16 protein-coding genes are annotated in these 21,451 nt (G+C 61.6%); 15 read left to right on the top strand and 1 reads right to left on the bottom strand.

The genetic code is table 11. From position 1 onward, the window contains the following. Positions 1 to 29: 29 nt before the first annotated feature. The 12 genes from JQ507_22510 (at position 30) to JQ507_22455 (ending at position 16,836) form a co-directional block, all read left to right on the top strand. Positions 30 to 1,163, top strand: coding sequence for a DegT/DnrJ/EryC1/StrS family aminotransferase (locus tag JQ507_22510; protein QRI67732.1), 1,134 nt, complete (start codon positions 30 to 32; stop codon positions 1,161 to 1,163). A gap of 21 nt (positions 1,164 to 1,184) precedes the next feature. Beyond that, positions 1,185 to 2,645: a glycosyltransferase gene (locus JQ507_22505; protein QRI67731.1), complete on the top strand. Its 1,461-nt coding sequence runs from the start codon at positions 1,185 to 1,187 to the stop codon at positions 2,643 to 2,645. 117 nt (positions 2,646 to 2,762) lie between these two features. Next, the gene (locus tag JQ507_22500; protein QRI67730.1) at positions 2,763 to 4,670 is read left to right on the top strand and encodes a glycosyltransferase; all 1,908 of its coding nucleotides are present in this window, start codon (positions 2,763 to 2,765) and stop codon (positions 4,668 to 4,670) included. Between the two features lie 47 nt (positions 4,671 to 4,717). Next, positions 4,718 to 6,136, top strand: a complete 1,419-nt coding sequence (locus JQ507_22495) for a glycosyltransferase family 4 protein (protein ID QRI67729.1) — start codon at positions 4,718 to 4,720, stop codon at positions 6,134 to 6,136. Beyond that, positions 6,133 to 7,584, top strand: a complete 1,452-nt coding sequence (locus JQ507_22490) for a glycosyltransferase (GenBank protein QRI67728.1) — start codon at positions 6,133 to 6,135, stop codon at positions 7,582 to 7,584. The genes JQ507_22495 and JQ507_22490 overlap by 4 nt, the downstream gene beginning before the upstream one ends. Positions 7,585 to 7,609: 25 nt before the next feature. Next, positions 7,610 to 9,184 (top strand): glycosyltransferase family 4 protein, encoded by a 1,575-nt coding sequence (locus JQ507_22485; protein QRI67727.1) that lies wholly within the window; start codon positions 7,610 to 7,612, stop codon positions 9,182 to 9,184. A 30-nt stretch (positions 9,185 to 9,214) separates the two neighbouring features. Next, positions 9,215 to 10,348 carry a hypothetical protein gene (locus tag JQ507_22480; protein ID QRI67726.1) on the top strand — a complete coding sequence of 378 codons (1,134 nt, stop codon included), beginning with the start codon at positions 9,215 to 9,217 and terminating at the stop codon, positions 10,346 to 10,348. Positions 10,349 to 10,354: 6 nt separating this feature from the next. Then, positions 10,355 to 12,217 carry an asparagine synthase (glutamine-hydrolyzing) gene (gene asnB, locus JQ507_22475; GenBank protein QRI67725.1) on the top strand — a complete coding sequence of 621 codons (1,863 nt, stop codon included), beginning with the start codon at positions 10,355 to 10,357 and terminating at the stop codon, positions 12,215 to 12,217. Continuing rightward, positions 12,178 to 13,365 (top strand): class I SAM-dependent methyltransferase, encoded by a 1,188-nt coding sequence (locus JQ507_22470; protein ID QRI67724.1) that lies wholly within the window; start codon positions 12,178 to 12,180, stop codon positions 13,363 to 13,365. Before asnB ends, JQ507_22470 begins: the two co-directional genes overlap by 40 nt. Positions 13,366 to 13,371: 6 nt before the next feature. After that, a complete protein-coding gene (locus JQ507_22465; protein QRI67723.1) occupies positions 13,372 to 14,286 on the top strand; it encodes an NAD(P)-dependent oxidoreductase in 915 nt (304 codons plus the stop codon). A gap of 4 nt (positions 14,287 to 14,290) precedes the next feature. Beyond that, on the top strand, positions 14,291 to 15,340 hold the full coding sequence (gene wecB / locus JQ507_22460) for a UDP-N-acetylglucosamine 2-epimerase (non-hydrolyzing) (GenBank protein ID QRI67722.1): 1,050 nt from the start codon (positions 14,291 to 14,293) through the stop codon (positions 15,338 to 15,340). A 191-nt stretch (positions 15,341 to 15,531) separates the two neighbouring features. Beyond that, positions 15,532 to 16,836, top strand: coding sequence for a nucleotide sugar dehydrogenase (locus JQ507_22455; protein ID QRI67721.1), 1,305 nt, complete (start codon positions 15,532 to 15,534; stop codon positions 16,834 to 16,836). 82 nt (positions 16,837 to 16,918) lie between these two features. On the opposite strand, the gene JQ507_22450 is transcribed toward JQ507_22455, so the two are convergent. Next, entirely contained in the window at positions 16,919 to 18,277 is a 1,359-nt protein-coding gene (locus tag JQ507_22450) for a hypothetical protein (GenBank protein QRI67720.1), read from the bottom strand. Between the two features lie 516 nt (positions 18,278 to 18,793). Between JQ507_22450 and JQ507_22445 the strand changes: the two genes are divergently transcribed. Genes JQ507_22445 through JQ507_22435 form a run of 3 tightly spaced genes read left to right on the top strand, consistent with a single transcriptional unit; the run spans position 18,794 to position 21,435 of the window. Next, positions 18,794 to 19,855 (top strand): Gfo/Idh/MocA family oxidoreductase, encoded by a 1,062-nt coding sequence (locus JQ507_22445; GenBank protein ID QRI67719.1) that lies wholly within the window; start codon positions 18,794 to 18,796, stop codon positions 19,853 to 19,855. Then, entirely contained in the window at positions 19,852 to 20,319 is a 468-nt protein-coding gene (locus tag JQ507_22440; protein QRI67718.1) for an N-acetyltransferase, read from the top strand. Before JQ507_22445 ends, JQ507_22440 begins: the two co-directional genes overlap by 4 nt. A gap of 18 nt (positions 20,320 to 20,337) precedes the next feature. Next, positions 20,338 to 21,435: a DegT/DnrJ/EryC1/StrS family aminotransferase gene (locus JQ507_22435; protein QRI67717.1), complete on the top strand. Its 1,098-nt coding sequence runs from the start codon at positions 20,338 to 20,340 to the stop codon at positions 21,433 to 21,435. Positions 21,436 to 21,451 lie beyond the last annotated feature (16 nt).

The raw sequence follows: 21,451 nt of genomic DNA, 5'->3' as shown, positions 1-21,451 counted from the left end.
CGCATGCCGCATCCAGCTGAGGCGCTCAATTGAACATCACCGAGCCAAGTTTTGACGAGAGTGAGATCGCCATCCTGCGGGAATGTCTCAATTCGAAATGGGTTACCCAGGGGCCATTAACCGAACGCTTCGAGAAGCTGATCGCAGCGAAGCATGAAGTAAAGCATGCCCTCGCGTGCACGTCGTGCACCGCGGCGCTGCATTTGGCGACCTTGGCCCTGAACCTTGGGTCGGGCGACGAGGTGATTGTCCCGGCCTTCACCTGGGTGACAAGCGCGCACTCCGCGGAATATGTCGGCGCAAAACCCGTCTTCGTCGACATCGATCTGTCGACCTTCAATATCGCTCCGGAACGGCTGGAGGCCGCGATCACGCCGCGCACGAAGGCGATCGTTGCGGTCCACCTGTTCGGTCTCGCCGCTCCGATGGATGAGATCAAGGCGATTGCAGAGCCTCGCGGTATCGCGGTGATCGAGGATGCGGCGTGCGCGATCGGCACGACCTACAAGGGCAAGCCGATTGGCGCGATCGGCGACATCGGTTGCTTTTCGTTCCACCCGCGCAAGGCGGTGACGACGGGAGAGGGCGGCGCCGTGACCACCAACCGCGATGACCTCGCGGAACGCGTGCGATCGCAACGCAACCACGGCGCCACCGGCGCTCCGGATGCGTCGATCGAGCCTCACGGCCCCTGGACGATGGCGACGTTCGACAATCTTGGCTTTAACTTGCGCTTGTCGGACATCCAGGCTGCCGTCGGCGTGGCGCAGATGGGCAAGCTCGACCGGCTGCTGTCGGAACGCAGGCGTCTCGGGCATCGCTATTCCGAGTTGCTGGCAGGAAACAATTCGATCGTGCGGCCGCTGGGCGGGGACGTCGACGGGCATGCGTTTCAATCCTACGTTATTCGTGTCGTTGACGGAGATCGTGCGCGCCGCAACGCAATAATGGCGACGCTGGCTGCCGCGGGAATCCAAACCCGCCCGGGCACGCATGCGGTGCATCGGCTCGGCTACTACAAGAACAAGTATGGCCTGCGGCCCGAGCAGTTTCCGAACGCGGCACTTGCCGAGGACACGACGATCACACTGCCTATTTTCCCGAACATGACGGAAGAGGATCAGGCCCGGGTGGTTGATTGCATTAATCGGGCAAGCGCCTGAGGCAAGCGCGGAACGGCATCGGTGTCTTCGAGACTCTTTCGGTCGGCGCGCTACCTGCTTGAGGGGACGCGCTTTCCCAACCTTACGCGGTTCGCCCGAAAGAACCAGACGTTTGAAGCAGCTCTCTCGGCACTTGCTCCAACGCGAGGGAGAGGACGCGTAGACCAGGCGATCGTTGGAAACGCGAACCGGTTTGCTGCCGAGGGCGATTACGCGCTGCTCACCACTCTGCTGGATGCGTTGCGGCCGTTCCTCAATCCCGATCAATCGCCTGACGCGCGCGACTTCTGGGATGCTCTCGTCGCCGATTGTCGCGCGATCACTGAGGATCGCTTGCGGAGCGGAGAGATGAATTCGCTCTGGGGGGTCACGCCGATCGTCAATCTGACTTCGGGCGTCGCCGCAGACCGTGCCTTGGGCGTCAATGCGCGCTCGCTCGTGTTTACGACGTACCATACGTCTTCGAATTTCGATTTTGTATGCTCTGAAATTCAAGCGCGCCTCGTGGCCGAGCGGGGCGAGGACTGGTTCCTGTTTCGATGGCTCATGCTGATCTGGGCGATCGCCAACTTCGATTTTTTTCATCTCTACAACGATCGCGGCATCATCGAGCCGGCAGGTGGCTACGGCAGTCCCCGCTTCGGAATTGCGGTGCGCGAGATGGAAATCTATCGGCAGGCCGGGAAACGGCTCTATACCTACGCATATGGCGCAGACCACAGAACGCGCGAAAAAAACATGGCGCTGGGAAAATGGAATTTCTGCTCGGAATGTCCTGATCCGGGCGTCTATTGTGTCTGCGACGATGCCGGTGGCGCTGCCATGCTGCAAGTCATCAGGGAGTACTCAACGGCCGTGGTCGCGCATGGGCTCGCCATGAAGCTCATTCCTGGTGCTCGAAATGTGCCGTACTTGACGGTCGATGTTGACAGGGTATCTCCCGGGCCACCCCGGAGTCGAGGGAACGGCAAGCTGGTCGTGGGCCACTTTCCAAACCACGGTTATTTCAAGGGGACGAAGTATCTGCAAGGCGCAATCGACTCCCTGCAGGCTGAAGGTCATCAAGTCGAGTTCCTGCAACTGAGCGGAAGGCCGCACGATGAGATTCTGGCAGCGATGCAGACGATCGACGTTCTTGTCGACCAGCTCATCAGCGGGTCGTTCGGCTTGACGGCCGTTGAGGCAATGGCATCGGGCTGTCCCGTCATCTGCTACCTGCACGATGGGGTCGCGGTGGCCGAGCGGGAGGCCTGTCCGGTCATCGAGGCAAATCCGGACACGATAAAGCAGGTCCTGCATCAGCTGATCCTGGACCGCGCGCGGCTTTCCGACGCCGGCGCTGCCGGCCCTCACTATGTCCGCAGAAACTACTCGGTGGAGGCGCTGGGCAAGCATTTGGCAGATCTTTATCTGGCAACTGCGGACTTGCCGATACCGCTGAAGGCAAGAGTTGCCGAAAGCGCCAGGTTGCTGAATTCGTGATGCCGTCAAAGCGATGCATGCCCGAAAATCCGAACTGGCTTTGCCGTCGCGTCGCTCATGCACGGAGCGCCTGAACCAGTGTCAGTTTCCTATGTCGAAGCGCGCCTCGAGAGCCCCTTGAGCCCAACCGACGCAACACGCGCGATCGAGGCTGAAAACGCACGCGCATTGCGTCTGGTCGACGACTTCCAGCGAAGAATGGGGCGACCGCTCCGGGTTCTTCACATCGGCAACATCGCCAACAATGCCTACAACAATGCCCGGATTCAGCGACAGCTCGGCATCCAGGCGGATGTGCTCTGCTATAATTATTACCACATCATGGGCTGTCCCGAGTGGGAGGACGGCGCGCTGCAGGAGGGATCCTCGGCGCTGGGGCAGGATCATTTCAAACCGGATTGGTGGGCGACCAGCTTGAAAGGATGGAAGCGGCCTCGCTGGTTTGTTCAGGGGCCATCCGCGCTTTGCATTGAATACCTTCGCGCCAAGAACGCAGGTTGGCGAACGACGGCATATCTGAAATGGCTGGAGCTGGAGCTGAAGGCGCTTCAGGACGCCCGTTCCGGCGACAATGCGGGCTTCCGTGCCAAGTATGTTCCCCAGCATCTGAGATTCCTGCTCTGGCTCAGCGGACCCGGTCGGTCGTCGCAAGGGAGCAGGCAGCCGCTCAGCCTGTACAGAATATGGCTGGGCACTCTCGTGGCAAACGGCGTGCTCGGTCGTGAGGGCAAGACGGACGAATTCGAAGCGAGCTGGCTGGACAAAATCTCGGCCGCCGCATGGTTGAGGATTGCGCGCCGGGGTCCGCAGGCCGATGCGGAGGCCCGGGCCGCACTCGGGGCCCTGCGGGAAGATGTTCGCTGGTTGTGCACCGGCGGATTGCGGGAGAGATCGTCTTCGGTCGCCCGTTCACTGACCCACAGCTTCCTGGCGCTGCTCGAGCGGGTCATGCTCAAGTTCGTTCCGGTTTCGGAATCCGGCTGCGTGGCGCGATCGATGTCCGATCCGGTGACGCGGGCGAAGGAAATCGAGGCGCTGCTCGATGAAATCAGGAGGGATCCCGCCGAGCTTGACGGTCAGTCACTTCGTTACCGCGAAGAGTATGTAACGATCCATCCGAAGCCCTTCGAAGATGTCCTGCTGCACTATGACATCATCCAGGGATATGCGATCGACGGACTGATACCGATGATGAACGGCGTCAAGAATTTCAGCTGCTACGAGCACGGAACGCTGCGCGAAATCCCGTTCGAGAACAATCTGACCGGATTGATCTGCCGGATCTCGTTTCAGCGCGCGCCCGCAGTCTTTGTAACCAATTCGGACGTCCTGCCGTCGGTCGAACGCCTGGGACTGGCGAAGGACAAGGTCGTCTACCTTCCGCACGCGTTCGACAATCACAAGTTGCGCGCATTCCGTGAAGCATACCCGGAGCTAAAGCCCCCGACGGGCGGGCCGGTGATCTTCTTCAGTCCGTCCCGCCATCATTGGAAACTGGGAAATTCGTCCTGGCAGAAGGGCAATGATGTGATCATCCGGGCCGCGGCCGAAGTCGCGCGGGAGACGAGAAACTTCAGGCTTGTGTTCGTCGAATGGGGCCAGGAAGTCGCAGACAGCAAGGCGTTGATCGACGAACTGGGCCTGTCCGAGCTGGTCGAATGGATTCCGGCCATGTCGAAGCGGGAGCTGTGGCAGCGCTACTGCGTATCGCACGCGGTGGTCGATCAATTCGTTGTTCCAGCGCTCGGCGGCGTCGGGTTCGAGACGATGGCGCTGGGTGTCCGGCTGATCTCGGCGATCGACAGGCAGCAGACCGCGTTGTTCTTCGGTCAGGAGCCGCCGCTGCTCGCGGCCGGCAATGTCGCCGATTGCGCCGGCCGAATGCGGGAAGTCATCCAGGATCCTCTCGATACCCAGGGCCGGGGTGCCGCCGCTTCGCAATGGATGTCGACCTACCATTCCGCGGAAAGAATCGTTGCTCTCCAGTGCAAGGCGTACAGCAATTTGCTGGTGGGGCAGTGGTGATGGCGTTTCCCGCGAGGCCGATGCTGATTTCCTAGAGTTGCCATAGAATGATGCTCAAGCAGATATCATCTTTCATCAAGCAGTATCCTCCGCTTTTCCGCGCGCTGCGTCCCGTATTCTATTTCGGTTTTGGCCGGTGGAATGTGCTGGTCTCACAGCTCGTGGTCCGCCGCGCACAGTTCGTGCAGGCGCGAATCCCGAAGATGTCCGATGCGGCCGACGCGACGTCGCGAAACAGGCAGATTGGCCGATCTGCCTCTGGTCGCGAGGTGGTGATGCTCGTCGTCTCCGATCTGCGTGTGGACCCCCGGGTTGAAAGAGAAGCCCGCGCGCTCGGCGCCGCCGGATATGACGTGACGGTGATCTGCCCCGAGCCTGCGAAGGGGGCAGGGGCAACCTTCAATCTTGATTGGGGACCGCGCGTCCATATTCAGCACGCCGATTGGACGGCCGCGACGTTCATGAGCGAGCAGCCGGGTTACATTGCGGAACAGCTCTACCTGGAAGCGGTGAAGAGGAAGCCATTTGCGTTCCATGCGCATGATCTCTCCACGGCCTATGCCGCGATGGCGGCCGCAAAATACCGTGGCGCACACCTCGTGGTCGACTTCCACGAATGGTTCTCGGAGAACGTTCATTGGAGCACGAAGCAGTCCGCCTGGGCGCCGTATCCGCCGGAGTGGAAGCGGGCGCTGCAGGAGCTGGAGGTTCGTTGTCTCAACGAGGCGTCGGCCACCATCACGGTGTGCGACTCGATCGCGGATGCGATGAAGGCCGAGCTCGGCGGCAGCCGCCCCGTCGTGGTCCGTAACATTCCGGATATCGCGGTTACGCCGACGCGCGCGTATCCGCCGCTGAAGCAGCAACTGGGGCTGCCGGAATCGACCTTCGTGCTGCTGTGGCAGGGAGGAACCGGCCCGACGCGCCTGATCGAGCCGATCATCGAAGCCCTTGCTTATGTACCCGACTGTGTTTTCGTCATCCGGGGGCCTTCGCTGGATCTGTTCGGGCCCGACTATCTGGCATTGGCACAGCGCGTCGACGTGGAGGGCAGGGTGGTGCTTGCTCCGCCGGTGCCGTCGAAGGACGTTGTCGCGGCCGCCCGCGGCGCAGATGCCGGCATTTGGACATTGCCGGCGCTGTGCCGCAACTTCACCTTTGCGCTCCCCAACAAGATCTTCGAATACCTGGCCGCCGATCTCCCCGTCCTCGTTGCGCACTACGCGGAAGCGAAGCGTCTTGTCGAGGAGAACGCGGTCGGGTTGACGTTCGATCCCTACGATCCGCGTTCCATCGCGGAATCGATCAACCGCATGGTCCAGGACAAGCAGCTCCGGGCAGACTTCAAGGCGAGCACGCGGACGACCCTCGCAAAGCTCGATGCAAAGTCGGAATGGCAGAAGGTCGTTTCGCTCTACGAGAGCCTGTCTCCAAAAAAGCCGCTGCAGCGCGGATCCACGCAATGAAGGATCGACTGAGATCGCTCGCGCGGCAGGTTTTGCCGCGGAGCGTTCGGGTCTGGATGCTCACGACCTGGTCGATCGCGAGATCGCCGGGGCGGGGAGCCGTCGTGCGCCGCAAATTCCACGCGCTGCCGCTGAAGCTTCTCAGGCTGGTCGCAACGGGAGTTTCGATCGCCATTCTAAAGCTTGCGACCTACGTCGCTCCCATAGCCGGAGCCATGCGGTTGCGGCGCGGACGACCCAGGACCTTGTGGGGCGTAACGCCGATCCTGACCTTGGAGCTTAAGGCCAGGGCTGACCGGATGCTCGGCTTCCGGTCGACGTCTCTTGTCTACGTAACCTACGTCATCATGTCGCGCTTCGACCTGAATCTCCAGCGTCCCTACGTTCGGGCGCTCAGCTTCGCCCTGGGGCTCGCATTCCAGCGCGTGGTGCTCGCGTGGGCCTTGATGCGATATGACGTGTTTCACTTCTTCGCCGACCGCGGGCTGCTTGATTCAACGCAGCGCTTGCAGATCAACTTCGAGGAGCTTGCCGCGCTGCGACGGGCGCGCAAGCGGGTCTATATCTATGCGTATGGTGCCGATGTCCGCACCCGGCAGGCGACCCTAGCGCTCGGCCGATGGAATTTCTGCGTCGATTGCACGGAAGCGCCGAAATACTGCACCTGTCACGACGCAGAGGCTCAGCGCTATATTTCGGAAGTGGCCAGGAACGTGACGGCCCTGGTCTCGCTCGGTGACATGCTGACCTACATGCCGACGGCAAAACATATCAACTACTGGCCGCTCGATCTGGATCGGTTGAGTGCGGTTCTCCCTGACGCGCTGTCCGGTCCGCTGCGCGTCGCGCACGCGCCAAACCACACGCACTTCAAGGGCTCGAAATACCTGGAGCGGACCATCGACCGGCTGAAGCTGCAGGGGTACGATATCGAATATTGCAAGGTCCAGGGCGTGCCGAACAGCCAGGTGATCGAGCTTTTCGCGCAATCCGACATCGTGGCGGATCAGTTCATCGGCGGCGCGTACGGCTACACCGCGCTCGAAGCGATGGCGCTCGGCAAGCCGGTCCTGAGCTTCGTTAGAAGTCCGGATCTGGTCGAGGCGCCGGAGGAATGCCCGATCATCAACGCAACTCCGGACGAGCTCGAGCAGGCATTGCTGTGGATCCTCCGCAATCGGGAGCGCCTTCGCAGGATCGGCGAGCAGGGACGGCGCTATGTCGAGCGGTGGCACGGCATCTCCGCCATCGCTGCACGACTGGGTCAACTCTATCGAGAGACCGCAAATTTCCCCCCGAACGTCGTTGACCGCATTCGGATCGCCCAGGATCAGGAGGAAGCTCGCCGCAACGCTATTGCTGTCGCCGCGAATTGGGAGCATCCGTTCCAGGTCACGCGGCAGTCTGCTCCGGACGATGTCGGTGCGCTCGCGAGGACGATACCCTGATGACCGACCCGCAAAGGCGCTTCTGGTGACGTCAGTCGACGCTTTCGCCGCAATGATGTCGTCGCTACGGCCGCAGCCGCAAGGCGTCGATTGGCATCGGCGTTTTCAGCAAGAGCATGGGCGGGCGCTGCGTGTGCTGCACCTCGGCAACATCGCGAACAATGCGTTCAACAATGCCAGGATTCAGCGCCAACACGGCATAGATGCCTATGTCATCGCCTATGAAAACTATCACATCATGGCTTGCCCTGAATGGGAGGAGGCGGTGTTCGAGGGGGACCTCGGAGATCCGTTCTTTCCCGAGTGGACCAAGGTCAATCTCGGGGGCTACCGGCGGCCGCGATGGTTTGCTTCCGGGCCTCTGAAACTGTGTTGCTCGATGATTGCCGCCGAGGTTGGCGGGCAGTCGGACCAAGCCGATGAAGTTCGACGCGCGCTGGATCGCGCCCGGCAATCCGTGAGCGGGCAGACGCTGTCCGTCCGCGCGACTCGTCTTGGCCAGAAGATAGCACGGCGGATTCGCAGATCGCCTGCGATGGCCCGCGATCTCTTCCTGAGGCGCGTGCTGGCAAAGGATGATCCGGAGCAGATGCGGCTTGCGGCGGTATGGCGGCAAGGCAGCGCGCCGGCTTCACCGCCGAGCGCTGCCGATTTCGCCAGCTACCGGGCGCGGCTCGCGCCGCTCGTCGGTCTGCTGGATCAGTTCGACGTCATCCAGGCTTACGCAACCGATGGTGCTTGGCCGCTGCTCGCCCAGCGCCCTTACTTCGGATATGAGCATGGAACGTTGCGGGCGCTTCCATTTCAGGACGATAGCCTCGGGCGGCTGACCGCCACCGTGTTCCTTGGAGCTGACCACGTTTTCGTCACCAATATCGATTGCGTACCTGCCGCGCGGCGGCTCGGCGTGCCGCCGGATCGGATTACGCCGCTTCCGCACGCCTTCGACGACACGAAACTCATAGAATTCGGGAAGCAGAATAGCGCGATCCGGCCTCCCGGCGACGGTGTCGTTGTATTTCACCCGACCCGTCATGATTGGCGCGACGCGGACCCCAGCCTCGTGAAGGGCAATGATCGGTTGATCCACGCCTTTGCGAGCGTGGTGCAGCAGGCGCCGGCGCTGCGACTTGTGATGATCGCCTGGGGACGCGACCTCGACGCCTCGCGGGAGCTGATACGGAGCCTGGGTCTCGATAACAGGGTGGAGTGGCTTGCGCCGATGCGCAAACCGGAGCTTTGGAGAACATATCTTCGCAGCCACGCCGTGCTGGATCAGTTCGTTCTCCCGTCATTCGGTGGCATCACCTTCGAAGCGCTGGCGCTCGGAAGGCGCGTCATCACGAACGTGGATTCGGGCATGGCGAGGGATTTCTTCTCCGAAGCTCCTCCCATCCTGTCGGCATCGACGGAGAGTGAGATTGCCGACGCGCTTCTCCGGATCGTGGCCGATCAGGACGACCGGCATCGGATCGGCGCGGCCGGTGCAGACTGGATCCGGCAGTATCACTCCGCGGCGAGAATCGTCGAGTTGCAATTGACTGCGTATCAACGGCAGATCGAAGCCGCGCGTGGGCATCATGGCGATCACCAAGGCTAACGGCACGGCCAGTCTTATTTGCTTAACAAGATGAAAATCCTTCACGGCCCCTTCAATATCGGCAATCAGCCCTGGTCGCTCTCGCGTGCCGAGCGCAGGCGCGGCAACAGCAGCGACCTGGTCGTTCGCAGCGGAACCTGGTTTCGCTATCCGGCGGACAAGGTGCTGTATGACGAAACGGCAACCGAGTTTCAGAAAGCAGCGCGTAGCGCGTGGTTCGGATTGTCCGCGCTGCTTCGCTACGACGTGCTCCACTACTATTTCGGCACGACATTCCTGTACACGGGCTATGCATTCGAGGGCGTGGGCCGGATGGGACCGCTGCTGAAGCGGCTGGTGACGATCGATCTCCAGCTGGCCAAGGGGCTGGGCAGGAAGCGGTTCATGACCCTGCAGGGATGCGACGCAAGGCTGGCGGGGGAGGGCAATCGGCGAAATCAGTGGACTATGTGTGCCAGCGGGCGTTGCTCAGCCTTTGAAACCTGCGTCGCGTCACTGGATGCGCGCCGGTCCCGCTTGATCGATCGTGTGCTGCCGCTGTTCGACCGCGTGTTCTATCTCAATCCGGAACTGGGGCACGTCGTTCCGGGCGGGCAGTTTCTCCCCTACGCCAACGTGGAGATCAGTCATTTCTCGCCCGAGTATCCCCGCGCCGAAGGCAGGCCGAGGATCGTCCACGCGCCGAGCGATCCGAGTATCAAGGGCACCCAGATGATCCTCGATGCGCTTGAGCGCCTGAAATCCCGGTTCGACTTCGAGCTGATCCTGGTCGAAAAGAAGACCCACGAAGAGGCGATGGCCATCTACAGGTCGGCCGATCTTGCCATTGACCAGGTGCTTGCGGGTTGGTACGGCGGCTTTGCTGTCGAGATGATGGCGATGGGAAAGCCAGTGGTTTGCTACGTCAGGGAAAACGACCTGCAATTCATCCCGCCGGCCATGCGGGATGATCTTGCGATCCTGAACGTCGATCCCGCACGGCTCACGGAAGATCTTGCGTCCATTCTCGAGCGCCGGGCCGAATGGACCGAGCTGGGAAAGCGATCTCGTCGTTATGTCGAGCGATGGCACGATCCCGACCACATTGCCGGGGCGATGATCGAGGCCTATCGCAGCCCCGACAGTACGTTCGTGCTGGCGCCCGCTGGCGTCGAGGTCGGGTAGATTCAGATGTGCGGCATTTCAGGCATTTTGCATTTTGGCTCTTGTCCGGACGCGGACGAGCGCATCCGCCGCATGGCGGCCAGCATCGAGCACCGCGGTCCGGATGACGACGGCTACTATGCCTCGCCCGACGTAGCATTGGGCTTCCGCCGACTTGCGATCGTCGATCTTGTCTCGGGCCACCAGCCGATGAGCAACGAGGACGGCACCGTATGGGTCGTCTTCAACGGCGAGATCTACAATCACCGCGAGCTCAGAAAGCAGCTCGAGGCCGCCGGCCATGTCTTTGCGACGGACCACTCGGACACCGAGGTTCTGGTGCATGGCTGGGAGCAGTGGAAGGACGGGCTGTTCAGCAGGCTGAACGGCATGTTCGCCTGCGCGATCTGGGACGAGCGGCAGCGTGAGCTGGCGATCGCCCGCGACCGGTACGGGATCAAGCCGCTCTACGTCGCGGAACTGCCCGGCAAGGGTCTCGTCTTCGGCTCGGAGGTGCGTGCGCTCTACGCCAGTGGGTTGATCGACAAGCAGTTCGATGCGTCGGCAACCCTGGAGTACTTCACGCTGATGAACAATTGGGGAGGGCGCACGCCGTTCCGCGGCGTTCGTCTCCTCAAGCCGGGTACCTTCGAGCGATTTGCGGCGAGTGGAAGTTCGAGCGGCACCTATTGGTCGCCGTCCTATCATCGCAAATACTCGCCCGGTTTGGCACGGGCCTCGGGCGAGTTTGGCGAGATATTGCAGTCCGCGTTGCGGAGACAGTTGGCCGCGGACGTTCCGGTGATGGCGTATCTATCGGGCGGCATCGACAGTTCGGCAATCACGGCTGGTGCGCACCAGATCGATCCGGTGGTCCGCGCCTATTCGTGCATCTTCGATCTCGAGAATGTCGGCGTCGACAAATTTGTCGATGAGCGCGAGTTCTCGAGGGCGGTCGCAAAGCAGCTCAATATCGAACGCGTCGAACTCATGGTGCCGCAGGACGCGCTGGTCCGTCACCTGGATGCGACGGTCGGCGCGATCGAATATCCTCGCATGGGAATGGCCTATGTGAATTATCTGATCGCGCAACGCGTCGCTCAGGACGCCAAGGTCGTTCTGTCGGGTACGGGCGGTGACGAAGTCACCGGAGGATATGTCGGCAGATATGCCATTGTGCCGAGGGCGGCTCCGGCTTCCCTGATGCGACGTGCCCTTCAGCGTCTTCGCGCCGGAGCGGCGGGTCGGGCGGCCTCAAGCGATGCCTTTGCCCTCTACCGGGCAAGCCTCAATGTCCCGATCTCGGCGGAGCGCATCAAGGATGCCTTTACGCCGGAGTTCTTGCGAGCCGCGGGAGGTTTCGATCCGCTCGCCGCGATCGGAGATGCGATCGGCTCGGTTCCGTCGCAAGACCCTTGGGACGTCATCATGCACGTCGATATGACCACCTACCTTCCAGGCCTTCTGGCTCTGGAAGACAAGCTGTCGATGGCGCATTCCCTTGAGGCGAGGGTGCCGCTGCTTGATAACGAGCTGGTCGACTATCTGCTCAACGTGGACTGGAGCCTGCTGTCCGACGGCTCCACGGGGAAGATCCTGTTTCGCGAAGCCGTCCGGCCGCTGGTGCCCGATACGATCTACCGGAAACCGAAGATGGGATTTGGTCCTCCGGACGCATCTTGGTACAGGGGCATTCTGCGCTCATGGATCGAGGAGCAACTTTCTGAATCCCGCATCAGGCAGCGCGGCGTGCTCCAGTATGACTTCGTACGTCGGATTCTGAACGAACATTTCGAAGACAGGGCAAGCCATGTCGCGCTGATCTGGTGTTTGCTCAGCTTCGAGTCCTGGTGCAAGCAACACGGCGCCTATGGCGGTGCCCTCCATTAGTTGCAGTTGTAGGAGCTAGATTTATGCGAACCGTTGCGTCTTCACGTCTCCGTCCGAACGGAATGGAGCTTCAGCTCGAGGCTTTCACGCAACAGGACGGCCAGATTATCGAAGGCATCCTTCGGACGCCCGATGCATCGCTGTGGTATCCGATCCTGCAAGGGGTTCCCTGCTTCCTGAGCGGCCCGATGCAGCCCGACCTGAGCGAGTTCTGCTCGCGCTACGGCTTGCCGAAGCCGGCGACCGCGCAGAGCCGGCCGGAGGCCCATGAGCAGGCCAAGACGAACCAGACCTTCTCGGACAAGTGGCGCCGCTTCAAGCAATACGGACTGCAACCCGAGCACAAGGAATTCCTGTTTGGTTGGTATTGCAAGAAGCTCGGGCTGCCCGATCTGGACGCCTTGAAGGCGTTCTACCGGTCCAAGCAGCGCGTGCTCGAGGTTGGTCCGGGGTCGGGCTTCAACACCCGGTTCATCGCCGAGAACTGCCCGGGCGAGGTGTTTGCGCTCGACGTGTCCGACGCGGCATTGACGACATTCGAGAACACCCGTGATCTCGAGAACTGTTCGGTCGTTCAGGCCGACTTGATGGAAGCGCCCTTCCCCGATGATACGTTTGACTTCATCATCGCGGACGGGGTGCTGCATCACACGCCGAACACCCGGGCGGCGGTAGAAGCCCTGTATCGAAAGGTCAGGCCCGGCGGCCAATTCTTCTTCTACGTCTATCGGAAGATGGGAGCCGCGCGGGTATTCGCCGACGATCATATCCGCCAGAATTTCATGCTGCTCTCCGCGGAGGAGTGCTATGCGGCCTGCGAAGGCATCACGGAGCTGGGCCGTGAATTGTCACGGCTGAATGCCACGATCACGCTGGAGAAGCCGATTCCGGTGCTTGGAATTCCCGCAGGAACGCACAACGTCCAGCGATTGCTGTACTACAACTTCCTGAAGTGTTTCTGGAACGAGGCGTTCGACTACGAAACGAACAACATGGTCAACTTCGATTGGTATCATCCGCACAACGCCTGGCAGCATAGCGATGAGGAGGTTGCAGGCTGGATGAAGGAACTCGGGGTCAAGAGCTACACCTTCAACGACTCCAATCCGAACGGGATCTCCGTTTTGCTGACGAAGCCAACGGTCTGACACGGCATGCGGATATTATTGACAGGCTGTACCGGGTTTGTCGGTTCTGCCCTCGGGCCCCGGTTGGTGGCCGAGGGACACGAGCTTTTCTGCGTTTGCCGGCCAGGAACGTCGGTCGCGTTCGGAACGGCCGTGGTTTGGGATGGAGCGACGGCGATCGAGGATTCCAGTTTCCCAAAGATGATAGATGTTGTCGTCCATGCCGCTCAATCGAGGCGCTACCGCAATTTTCCAGCTGACTCGCGCGAGATGTTCGACGTCAACGTCAACATGACGATGCGGCTGCTGGATTGGGCGGCTCGGGCCGCGGCCAAGCACTTCTGCCTGCTTTCGTCGGGGGCGGTGTACGAGCCGTTTACGGGAGCTCTGCGCGAGGATGTCGCCTTAGCGCCTTCCGGATTCCTCGGCGCAAGCAAGCTAGCTTCTGAAATCGTCGCGAAGCCGTTCTCCAGTATCTTTTCCGTGAATACTCTGAGGTTGTTCTTTCCGTACGGCCCGGGTCAACACGACAGGCTGATTCCGCAGCTGATAAGCAGGATCCGGGACGGCGCGGCGATCCAGCTCTCGGGCAGCAAGGATGGAATTCGCCTCGCGCCCACCTTCATCGACGACATTGTCGAGGTCATTCTCGCAAGCATTGCTTCGTCATGGACGGACACGCTGAACGTGGCAAACTCAGAGGTGCTCTCGATCCGCCAGATCGCGAATGCGATTGGTCGGGAGCTCGGCGTCGAGCCGAAGTTCGAGATCGTGAATCCGAACACGCCTTCCGTCGATATCGTTCCTGAACTGGATCGTCTCGCATCCCGCGTGGATTTGCGGCGATTTGTGCAGTTCGGGGCAGGGCTGCATAGGATGATATCCGCGAATTCTCTTGATGTGCCGGATCATCGTCTGGCCGAGACGCAACACCGCTCGTGAAGCCATGACGCTGAAGATATTGACCATCGTTGGTGCTCGGCCCCAGTTCATCAAGGCGGCGGCCGTCAGTCGCGCGATCCGCGCGACCGATGGGCTCTCGGAAGTGATGGTGCACACTGGCCAGCATTTCGATCCGAACATGTCGGACGTCTTCTTCGAAGAGCTGGACATTCCGCGGCCGCGCCATCATCTCGATATCCACGGCGGCGGCCATGGCGATATGACGGGCCGCATGCTGATGGCGATCGAGCCGATCATGCTCGCCGAGAAGCCGGACTGGGTCGTCGTCTACGGCGACACCAATTCGACGCTGGCCGGCTCTCTCGCGGCGTCGAAGTTGCATATTCCGGTCGCGCATGTCGAGGCGGGACTTCGATCGTTCAACCGCCGCATGCCGGAGGAGATCAATCGGCTGGTAACGGACCATCTCTCCGCTCTGCATCTCTGTCCGACGGCGACTGCCGTCGCCAACCTAGCCGCCGAAGGCGTAACCGCCGGCGTCCATCATGTCGGTGACGTCATGTACGATGCGACCTTGTTCGTGACCGGCAAAGCAGAGAAGAGCTCGACGATATTGACCGGTCTCGGGCTCGCCCCGAAGGCCTATGCGCTCGCGACGATCCATCGTGCCGAGAACACTGGTGATCGGCAGCAGCTTCTGGCGGTCGTGCAATTCCTCCAGGAGCGGTCACGAAAGTTTCCCGTCGTGCTCCCGCTCCACCCACGCACGCGACAGGCGGCCCTGGCTTTAGGGGTCGACCTAGACGGCTTGAAGGTTATCGACCCGGTCGGTTACCTCGACATGGCTAAGCTTCTGCACAACGCGGTTGAAGTTTATACGGACTCGGGAGGGGTGCAGAAGGAGGCTTATTTCCATCGCGTCCCGTGCATCACCTTGCGTGACGAGACGGAGTGGACGGAGACGGTCACGCACGGTTGGAACCGGCTATGGAAGCAGCCGGGCCATGCAGTTCAACGCGATATTGACGAGTATGGGACTGGTCGTGCGGCCTATGAAGTCACGCGCCTGTTGAGCGTTGGCGGCCCTCGATAGCCTTGCCGGCCGACGCTGCGGTCGGAGCGCCGCAATCGCAAGCGACACTCCCGCCTGGTGCGTACCGCAGCGCCTGAAGAGGCCCCGAGGGCGGCTTCCGGGGTTGTGGCTTTGCCACTATGGCGCTATCAGAGGCCGAATTGGATGCTCCTCAGGCCGGTTATCCGTATCAACCCCGTACGAGTGCTAAAATGAATTCCGAACTGATCGCAAAGCTCAACGATAGAACGGCCAAGATCGGCATCGTCGGTTTGGGCTATGTCGGCTTGCCCTTGATGCTCCGCTATTGCGAGGTGGGCTACAAGGTGATCGGCTTTGATATCGACCAGACCAAGGTCGACGCGCTCCACGCAGGCCGCTCCTACATCGAGCATATTTCGAGCGCCAGCATTCGCAATGCGACGGAGCTTGGGTTCGAGCCGACGACCGATTTCTCACGCGCGCGGGAGGTCGATGCGCTGATCCTGTGCGTTCCGACCCCGCTCAATAAATATCGCGAGCCCGATCTCAGCTTCGTGCTGGATACGACGGAGTCGCTGCTGCCATACCTGCATCAGGGAATGGTGCTGTCGCTCGAGAGCACGACTTATCCCGGCACGACCGAGGAGGAGTTGAAACCGCGTATCGAGAAGCGCGGCTTCACCGTGGGGAATGATGTGTTTCTGGTGTTTTCACCGGAACGCGAAGATCCCGGTAACCAGAATTTCTCGACCCGGTCGATCCCGAAGGTGTGTGGCGGCTGCACGCCGGCATGTCTGGAGGCTGGCATTGCCCTGTATGGCCAGGTGATCGACAAAGTCGTTCCCGTGAGCTCGACGCAGGCCGCCGAACTGACGAAGCTGCTGGAGAACATTCACCGCTCGGTGAATATCGGTCTCGTCAACGAGATGAAGATGGTCGCCGACAAGATGGGGATCGACATTCACGAGGTGATCCGCGCGGCGGCAACCAAGCCGTTCGGATTTGTTCCGTACTATCCCGGCCCTGGCATCGGCGGCCACTGCATTCCGATCGACCCGTTCTACCTGACCTGGAAGGCGCGGGAATATGGTATGCATACGCGCTTCATCGAGCTCGCTGGCGAGATCAATTCCTCAATGCCGGAATATGTCGTGTCGAAGATCTCGCTGGCGCTCAATCAGCGACACAAGTCGATCAGCGGCAGCTCGGTCCTGGTGCTCGGTATCGCTTACAAGAAGAATGTCGACGACGTTCGTGAATCGCCTTCGGTGCTATTGATGGAGAAGCTTCGCGACCTCGGCGCCAAGGTCGCCTACAGCGATCCGCACGTCCCTGCGTTCCCGAAGATGCGCGCGCATTCGTTCGACCTGTCGAGCGTCGCGCTCACCGAGGACAATTTACGGGGCTTCGACTGCGTCCTCCTGGCGACCGACCACGACAAGTTCGACTATGAGCTGCTCCGCGCACATGCTCCGCTGCTGGTCGATTGCCGCGGAAAGTTTCCTCGGCGTGCGGACAATATCATTCGCGCGTGAGGATCTCGCAGGCGCTCCGGCGATCCCTCGCGCCGGACGACTTGTCTGGGAACGGCGGACTGGCGAACTTTGGAGCGCCGCGCTAGCCAGTGCTTGTCGCTTGTAGATTTTCGCTCACAGCGGCCTTCGGCGCCTGGTCGAAGGCCGACCGTGGCGCGATGTACCAGAGCAGGAACAGCAGCCCGGTGCCGTTCGTCAGCAAAGCCGTCGAAAGCGGCACGTTGAGGAGCACCTGGGGAAGCAGTCCGGCGGAGAGCAGCACAAATTGCGACGGCAAGCCGGCCGACAGGCGGTTGCCGAGAGCGATGATCAGTCCGCAGCCCAGCGCGGACAGCGGCGCCAGCACGAGGCCGACCGAAGCGATCCCTTCGGTGGCGAACAGCGAAGCATTGAAGGCGCCTAGATCGTAGGACCTGGCCATGACGGCCCATATCGGCTCGTTGTAGGCGCATGGAACCACGAGCTTCAGCACGTTGATCTGGCAGAAATGGGTCAGCGGGTGCGCTGAGAAGTAGTTGTTGTAGATTTCAAGGGCGAGCGACGGGATCGCAACCATCCTGGTGTTGACGGTGCCGAAATAAACCAATCCGGGTGTGAGCGGAAACACCTCGGCCTTGACCAGGACGAACAAGATGACGCCGATCAGGACAGGCAGGAAGAACGACAGAATCGTTGCGAGCCTGGCCTCGGCCACCAGCTTGCAGACGACGGCGAGGAACAGCAGCCAGACCGGAGCAAACAACGCCATCTTGGTCAGCATGATCGGGTAGAACAGAAGCATCAGCAGCAGGGCGATCCCTGCCTGCCAGATCCGCTTGCTGGTGACGAAGCAGGCAAAGGCGAGCGGCAACAGGGCGTTCGAGACGATCCAGACGGCGTATTGCAGGACACCTGGCAACGCCACCTCCGCGCGGTATTTGTACATCTCGGAGAGGTTGACTAGCTTGAGGCTATAGAGAGAGCCGATACCGATGATGGCGGCTGAGCCGATCAGGATGGCGGATGGCATCATGTGAAACGCGCGGGCCGGCATCACGACAGCCTGTCGCACCGGGCTGGTGATGAACAGCGCTGGGGCGAGGAATGCAAAGGCCGAGAGTACGATCGAGGCAAGCGCCAGGCGGTGATCGTAATCGAGTAACGAGAATTCGATGAGCCAGAGATAGCCCAGGACCATCACGTAGAAGTAGAAGCCGACGAGATAGCCAAAGCTGAAGCGTCCGATTACGAACAGGATCACGACCGGGCTGAATGCCACGACGTTCAGAATTGCTGCCGCCAGGTGCGACTTCTCAAAGCCGATGACAGCCGGGAAGGAATTGGTGATCGTGATGCAATACAGCGAAACGGCGCAAACCACGATGTGGGCATAGGCGAGCAGGGCAAGTCTGGCCTGGCGCCAACCGAAACCGGGCTCCAGCTGAATAGCGCGATCGTTCATTCTCATCTACCGCCGTGTCGGACTGTGCGTTGAGACCGTTTCATTGGTGGTTGTCGTATTCGGCAGACTAAGCCCACGCGATTGCCAACCGATGTTATGTCTTGGACCAAGGGACATGGCACGGCTCGAACAGGACGGCAAGAATGATGCCCACACGGCATTCTATTGCTCCCGCCCAATAGCACAAATTTCGTGTGCTGCAGCGACGCGTCCGAGCGCGGTTGAATTTGTGTGATGTGGTCTTGATGCCGGGATGCGGTGTTTTCGGATTATCCTGTTGCGGCTCCGGCGGGCCGGTGGGGGATTCCGCACCCGTAGTGTTCAGTTCGTCGTGACATTCCGAGGCGCGAGTGTCGGGCGCGGGCGACCCGAATCGGGTCCCTGATCGCGTGGCCTTGCGTTAACCCGGGTTTTCTGGGTAATGGAACGCTATCGTGCGGCTCGCAGGGCCGCTTGTTCCCTCGGCTTTTCGGCTGGCTGCAACGGTCGGCCGCGAGACAAGACAGGGCCTGTTGCATGATCAGATTCGGCCTGCTCGGGTGCGGGCGTATCGCCAAGCGCCATTCCGACCTCCTGGGTGGCAATCACATCGCGGGAGCAAGCCTGGTTGCGGTCTGCGATCCGATCCGCGCGCGGGCGGATGCGGTTGCCGGGAAGTTCGCTGTTCCGGCCCATTACGACATGGACGAATTCCTGGCACGCAAGGATATCGACGCGGTTGCCGTGCTGACGCCGAGTGGCCTGCACCCCGCACATGTGATCGCCTGCGCGAAGGCCGGCAAGCACGTCGTGGTCGAGAAGCCGATGGCGTTGCGGCTGCAGGACGCCGACGACATGATCCGGGCTTGCGATGAGGCCGGCGTGAAGATGTTCATCGTCAAGCAGAACCGCTTCAACGTTCCGGTGGTCAAGGCGCGCGAGGCGCTCGACGCCGGCCGCTTCGGCAAGCTCATCCTGGGGACGGTGCGGGTCCGCTGGTGCCGCGACCAGGCCTATTACGACCAGGACGATTGGCGCGGCACCTGGGCCTATGACGGCGGCGTGCTGACCAACCAGGCGAGCCACCATGTCGACATGCTGGAGTGGTTCTTCGGTGACGTGGTGAGCGTGCATGCGCGGGCGACGACGGCGCTGGCCAATATCGAAACCGAGGACACCGCTGTGGCGACGCTCAAGTTCCGCAACGGCGCGCTCGGCATCATCGAGGCGACCACTGCGGCGCGGCCGACCGATCTCGAGGGCTCGCTGTCGATCCTCGGCGAAAAGGGCACCGTCGAGATCTCCGGCTTCGCCGTCAACCAGATCCGGCACTGGCGCTTTGTCGACGAACTGCCGTCGGACAAGGACGTCGTGGAGAAGTTCTCGGTCAACCCGCCCAACGTCTACGGCTTCGGCCATCAGGCCTATTATCACCACGTGGTCGATTGCCTGGAGAACCAGCGCGCCGCGTTGGTCGACGGGCTCGAGGGCCGCAAGAGCCTTGAACTGATCTCGGCCCTCTATGAGTCGATCGAGACCGGCGAGGAAGTTGCGCTGCGGTTCACGCCGCGGTTGAGCCGGCTGGGTGTCGTTTCGTGAATCGACCGGACGTGCATCAGGCCAGCGTGCGCGACGTCGCGTTCGGCGAACGCGTCAAGATCGTCGAGCCCTGCAATCTCTATGGCTGCAAGCTCGGCGACGACTGCTTCGTCGGGCCCTTCACCGAAATCCAGAAGGGCGTGGCGGTCGGGGCGCGCACCCGCGTGCAGTCGCACGCCTTCATCTGCGAGCTCGTCACCATCGGCGAGGACTGCTTCGTCGGGCACGGCGTGATGTTCGTCAACGACACCTTCTCCACCGGCGGACCGGCGCGCGGACGCAAGGAGCTGTGGCGCGAGACCGTGATCGGCAACCGGGTGTCGATCGGCTCCAACGCCACGATCATGCCGGTCAGGATTGCCGACGACGTCGTCATCGGCGCCGGATCTGTCGTGACCAAGGACATCACGACACCAGGTACGTATGCCGGCAATCCGGCGCGCCGGCTGCTGGCGAGCCAATAGGGCAATAGGGGAATATCGATGGCTGTGCCGTATGCCGACCTGCAATTGCAGTACCAGTCCATCAAGGGCGAGATCGATGCCGCGATCGCCGGCGTGATCCGCGATAACGCCTTCATCCGCGGCAGCTATGTCGACGCCTTCGAGCGCGAGTTCGCGTCGGCCGCGGAAGTTACGCACTGCGTCTCCTGCGCCAACGGCACCGACGCGCTTTACCTCGCGATGCGCGCGCTGAAGGTGCAGCCGGGCGACGAGGTGATCACGACGGCGCATTCCTGGATCTCGACCGCGGCGATGATTACGCATTCAGGCGCCACCGTCGTGTTCTGCGATACCGACGACGCGACGTTCACGATCGATCCGGCAGCGATCGAGGCTGCGATCACGCCGCGCACGGTCGGCATCATCCCGGTGCACCTGTACGGCCAGCCGGCCGACATGGATGCGATCATGGCGATCGCGCACAAGCACAAGCTTTGGGTGATCGAGGATTGCGCCCAGGCTCATCTCGCGCGCTACAAGGGCCGCATGGTCGGCACGTTCGGCGAGGCGGCGACCTATTCATTCTATCCCGGCAAGAACCTCGGCGCGATGGGCGATGCCGGCGCCGTCGTCACCAACGATGCCGCGCTTGCCGAGCAGATGGCCATGCTGGCGCGCCATGGCGGCCTGGTGAAGCACCAGCACCATATCGAGGGCGTCAACAGCCGGCTCGACGGCATGCAGGCTGCGATCCTTTCGGCCAAGCTGCCGCATCTCGACGCGTGGACCGAGGCCCGCCAGGCCGCGGCCGAGGTCTATGATGCGGGTCTCAACCAGATCGAGGATGTCGTGGTGCCCGAGGTCGCGCCGGGGCGCAGCCACGTCTACCACCTCTACACGATCCGGCATCCGCGCCGCGACGCGCTCGCCGCGCATCTGAACGCCAACGGCGTGCAGACCGCGATCAACTATCCCACCGCGCTGCCGTTCCTGCCGGCCTATGCCCGGTTTGGCCACCGGCCCGAGCAATTTCCCAACGCCCATCGCGACCAGGGCCAGATTCTCTCGCTGCCGATCTTCGCCGAGATCACGCGGCAGCAGCAGGACGAGGTGATCGACCTGGTTCGGACGTTCTGATTGCGACCGTTGAGGC

Origin of the sequence: Bradyrhizobium sp. PSBB068 (assembly GCA_016839165.1) — a bacterium.
Taxonomy (GTDB): domain Bacteria; phylum Pseudomonadota; class Alphaproteobacteria; order Rhizobiales; family Xanthobacteraceae; genus Bradyrhizobium.
This window is presented reverse-complemented; position numbering and strand designations above follow the sequence as displayed.

Coding starts and splice junctions, on each gene's coding strand:
- JQ507_22450 (QRI67720.1), bottom strand. CDS start 18,277: ATGAACGATCGCGCTATTCAGCTGGAGCCCGGTTTCGGTTGGCGCCAG.
- JQ507_22455 (QRI67721.1), top strand. CDS start 15,532: ATGAATTCCGAACTGATCGCAAAGCTCAACGATAGAACGGCCAAGATC.
- JQ507_22490 (QRI67728.1), top strand. CDS start 6,133: ATGAAGGATCGACTGAGATCGCTCGCGCGGCAGGTTTTGCCGCGGAGC.
- JQ507_22445 (QRI67719.1), top strand. CDS start 18,794: ATGATCAGATTCGGCCTGCTCGGGTGCGGGCGTATCGCCAAGCGCCAT.
- JQ507_22480 (QRI67726.1), top strand. CDS start 9,215: ATGAAAATCCTTCACGGCCCCTTCAATATCGGCAATCAGCCCTGGTCG.
- JQ507_22465 (QRI67723.1), top strand. CDS start 13,372: ATGCGGATATTATTGACAGGCTGTACCGGGTTTGTCGGTTCTGCCCTC.
- wecB (QRI67722.1), top strand. CDS start 14,291: ATGACGCTGAAGATATTGACCATCGTTGGTGCTCGGCCCCAGTTCATC.
- asnB (QRI67725.1), top strand. CDS start 10,355: ATGTGCGGCATTTCAGGCATTTTGCATTTTGGCTCTTGTCCGGACGCG.
- JQ507_22435 (QRI67717.1), top strand. CDS start 20,338: ATGGCTGTGCCGTATGCCGACCTGCAATTGCAGTACCAGTCCATCAAG.
- JQ507_22495 (QRI67729.1), top strand. CDS start 4,718: ATGATGCTCAAGCAGATATCATCTTTCATCAAGCAGTATCCTCCGCTT.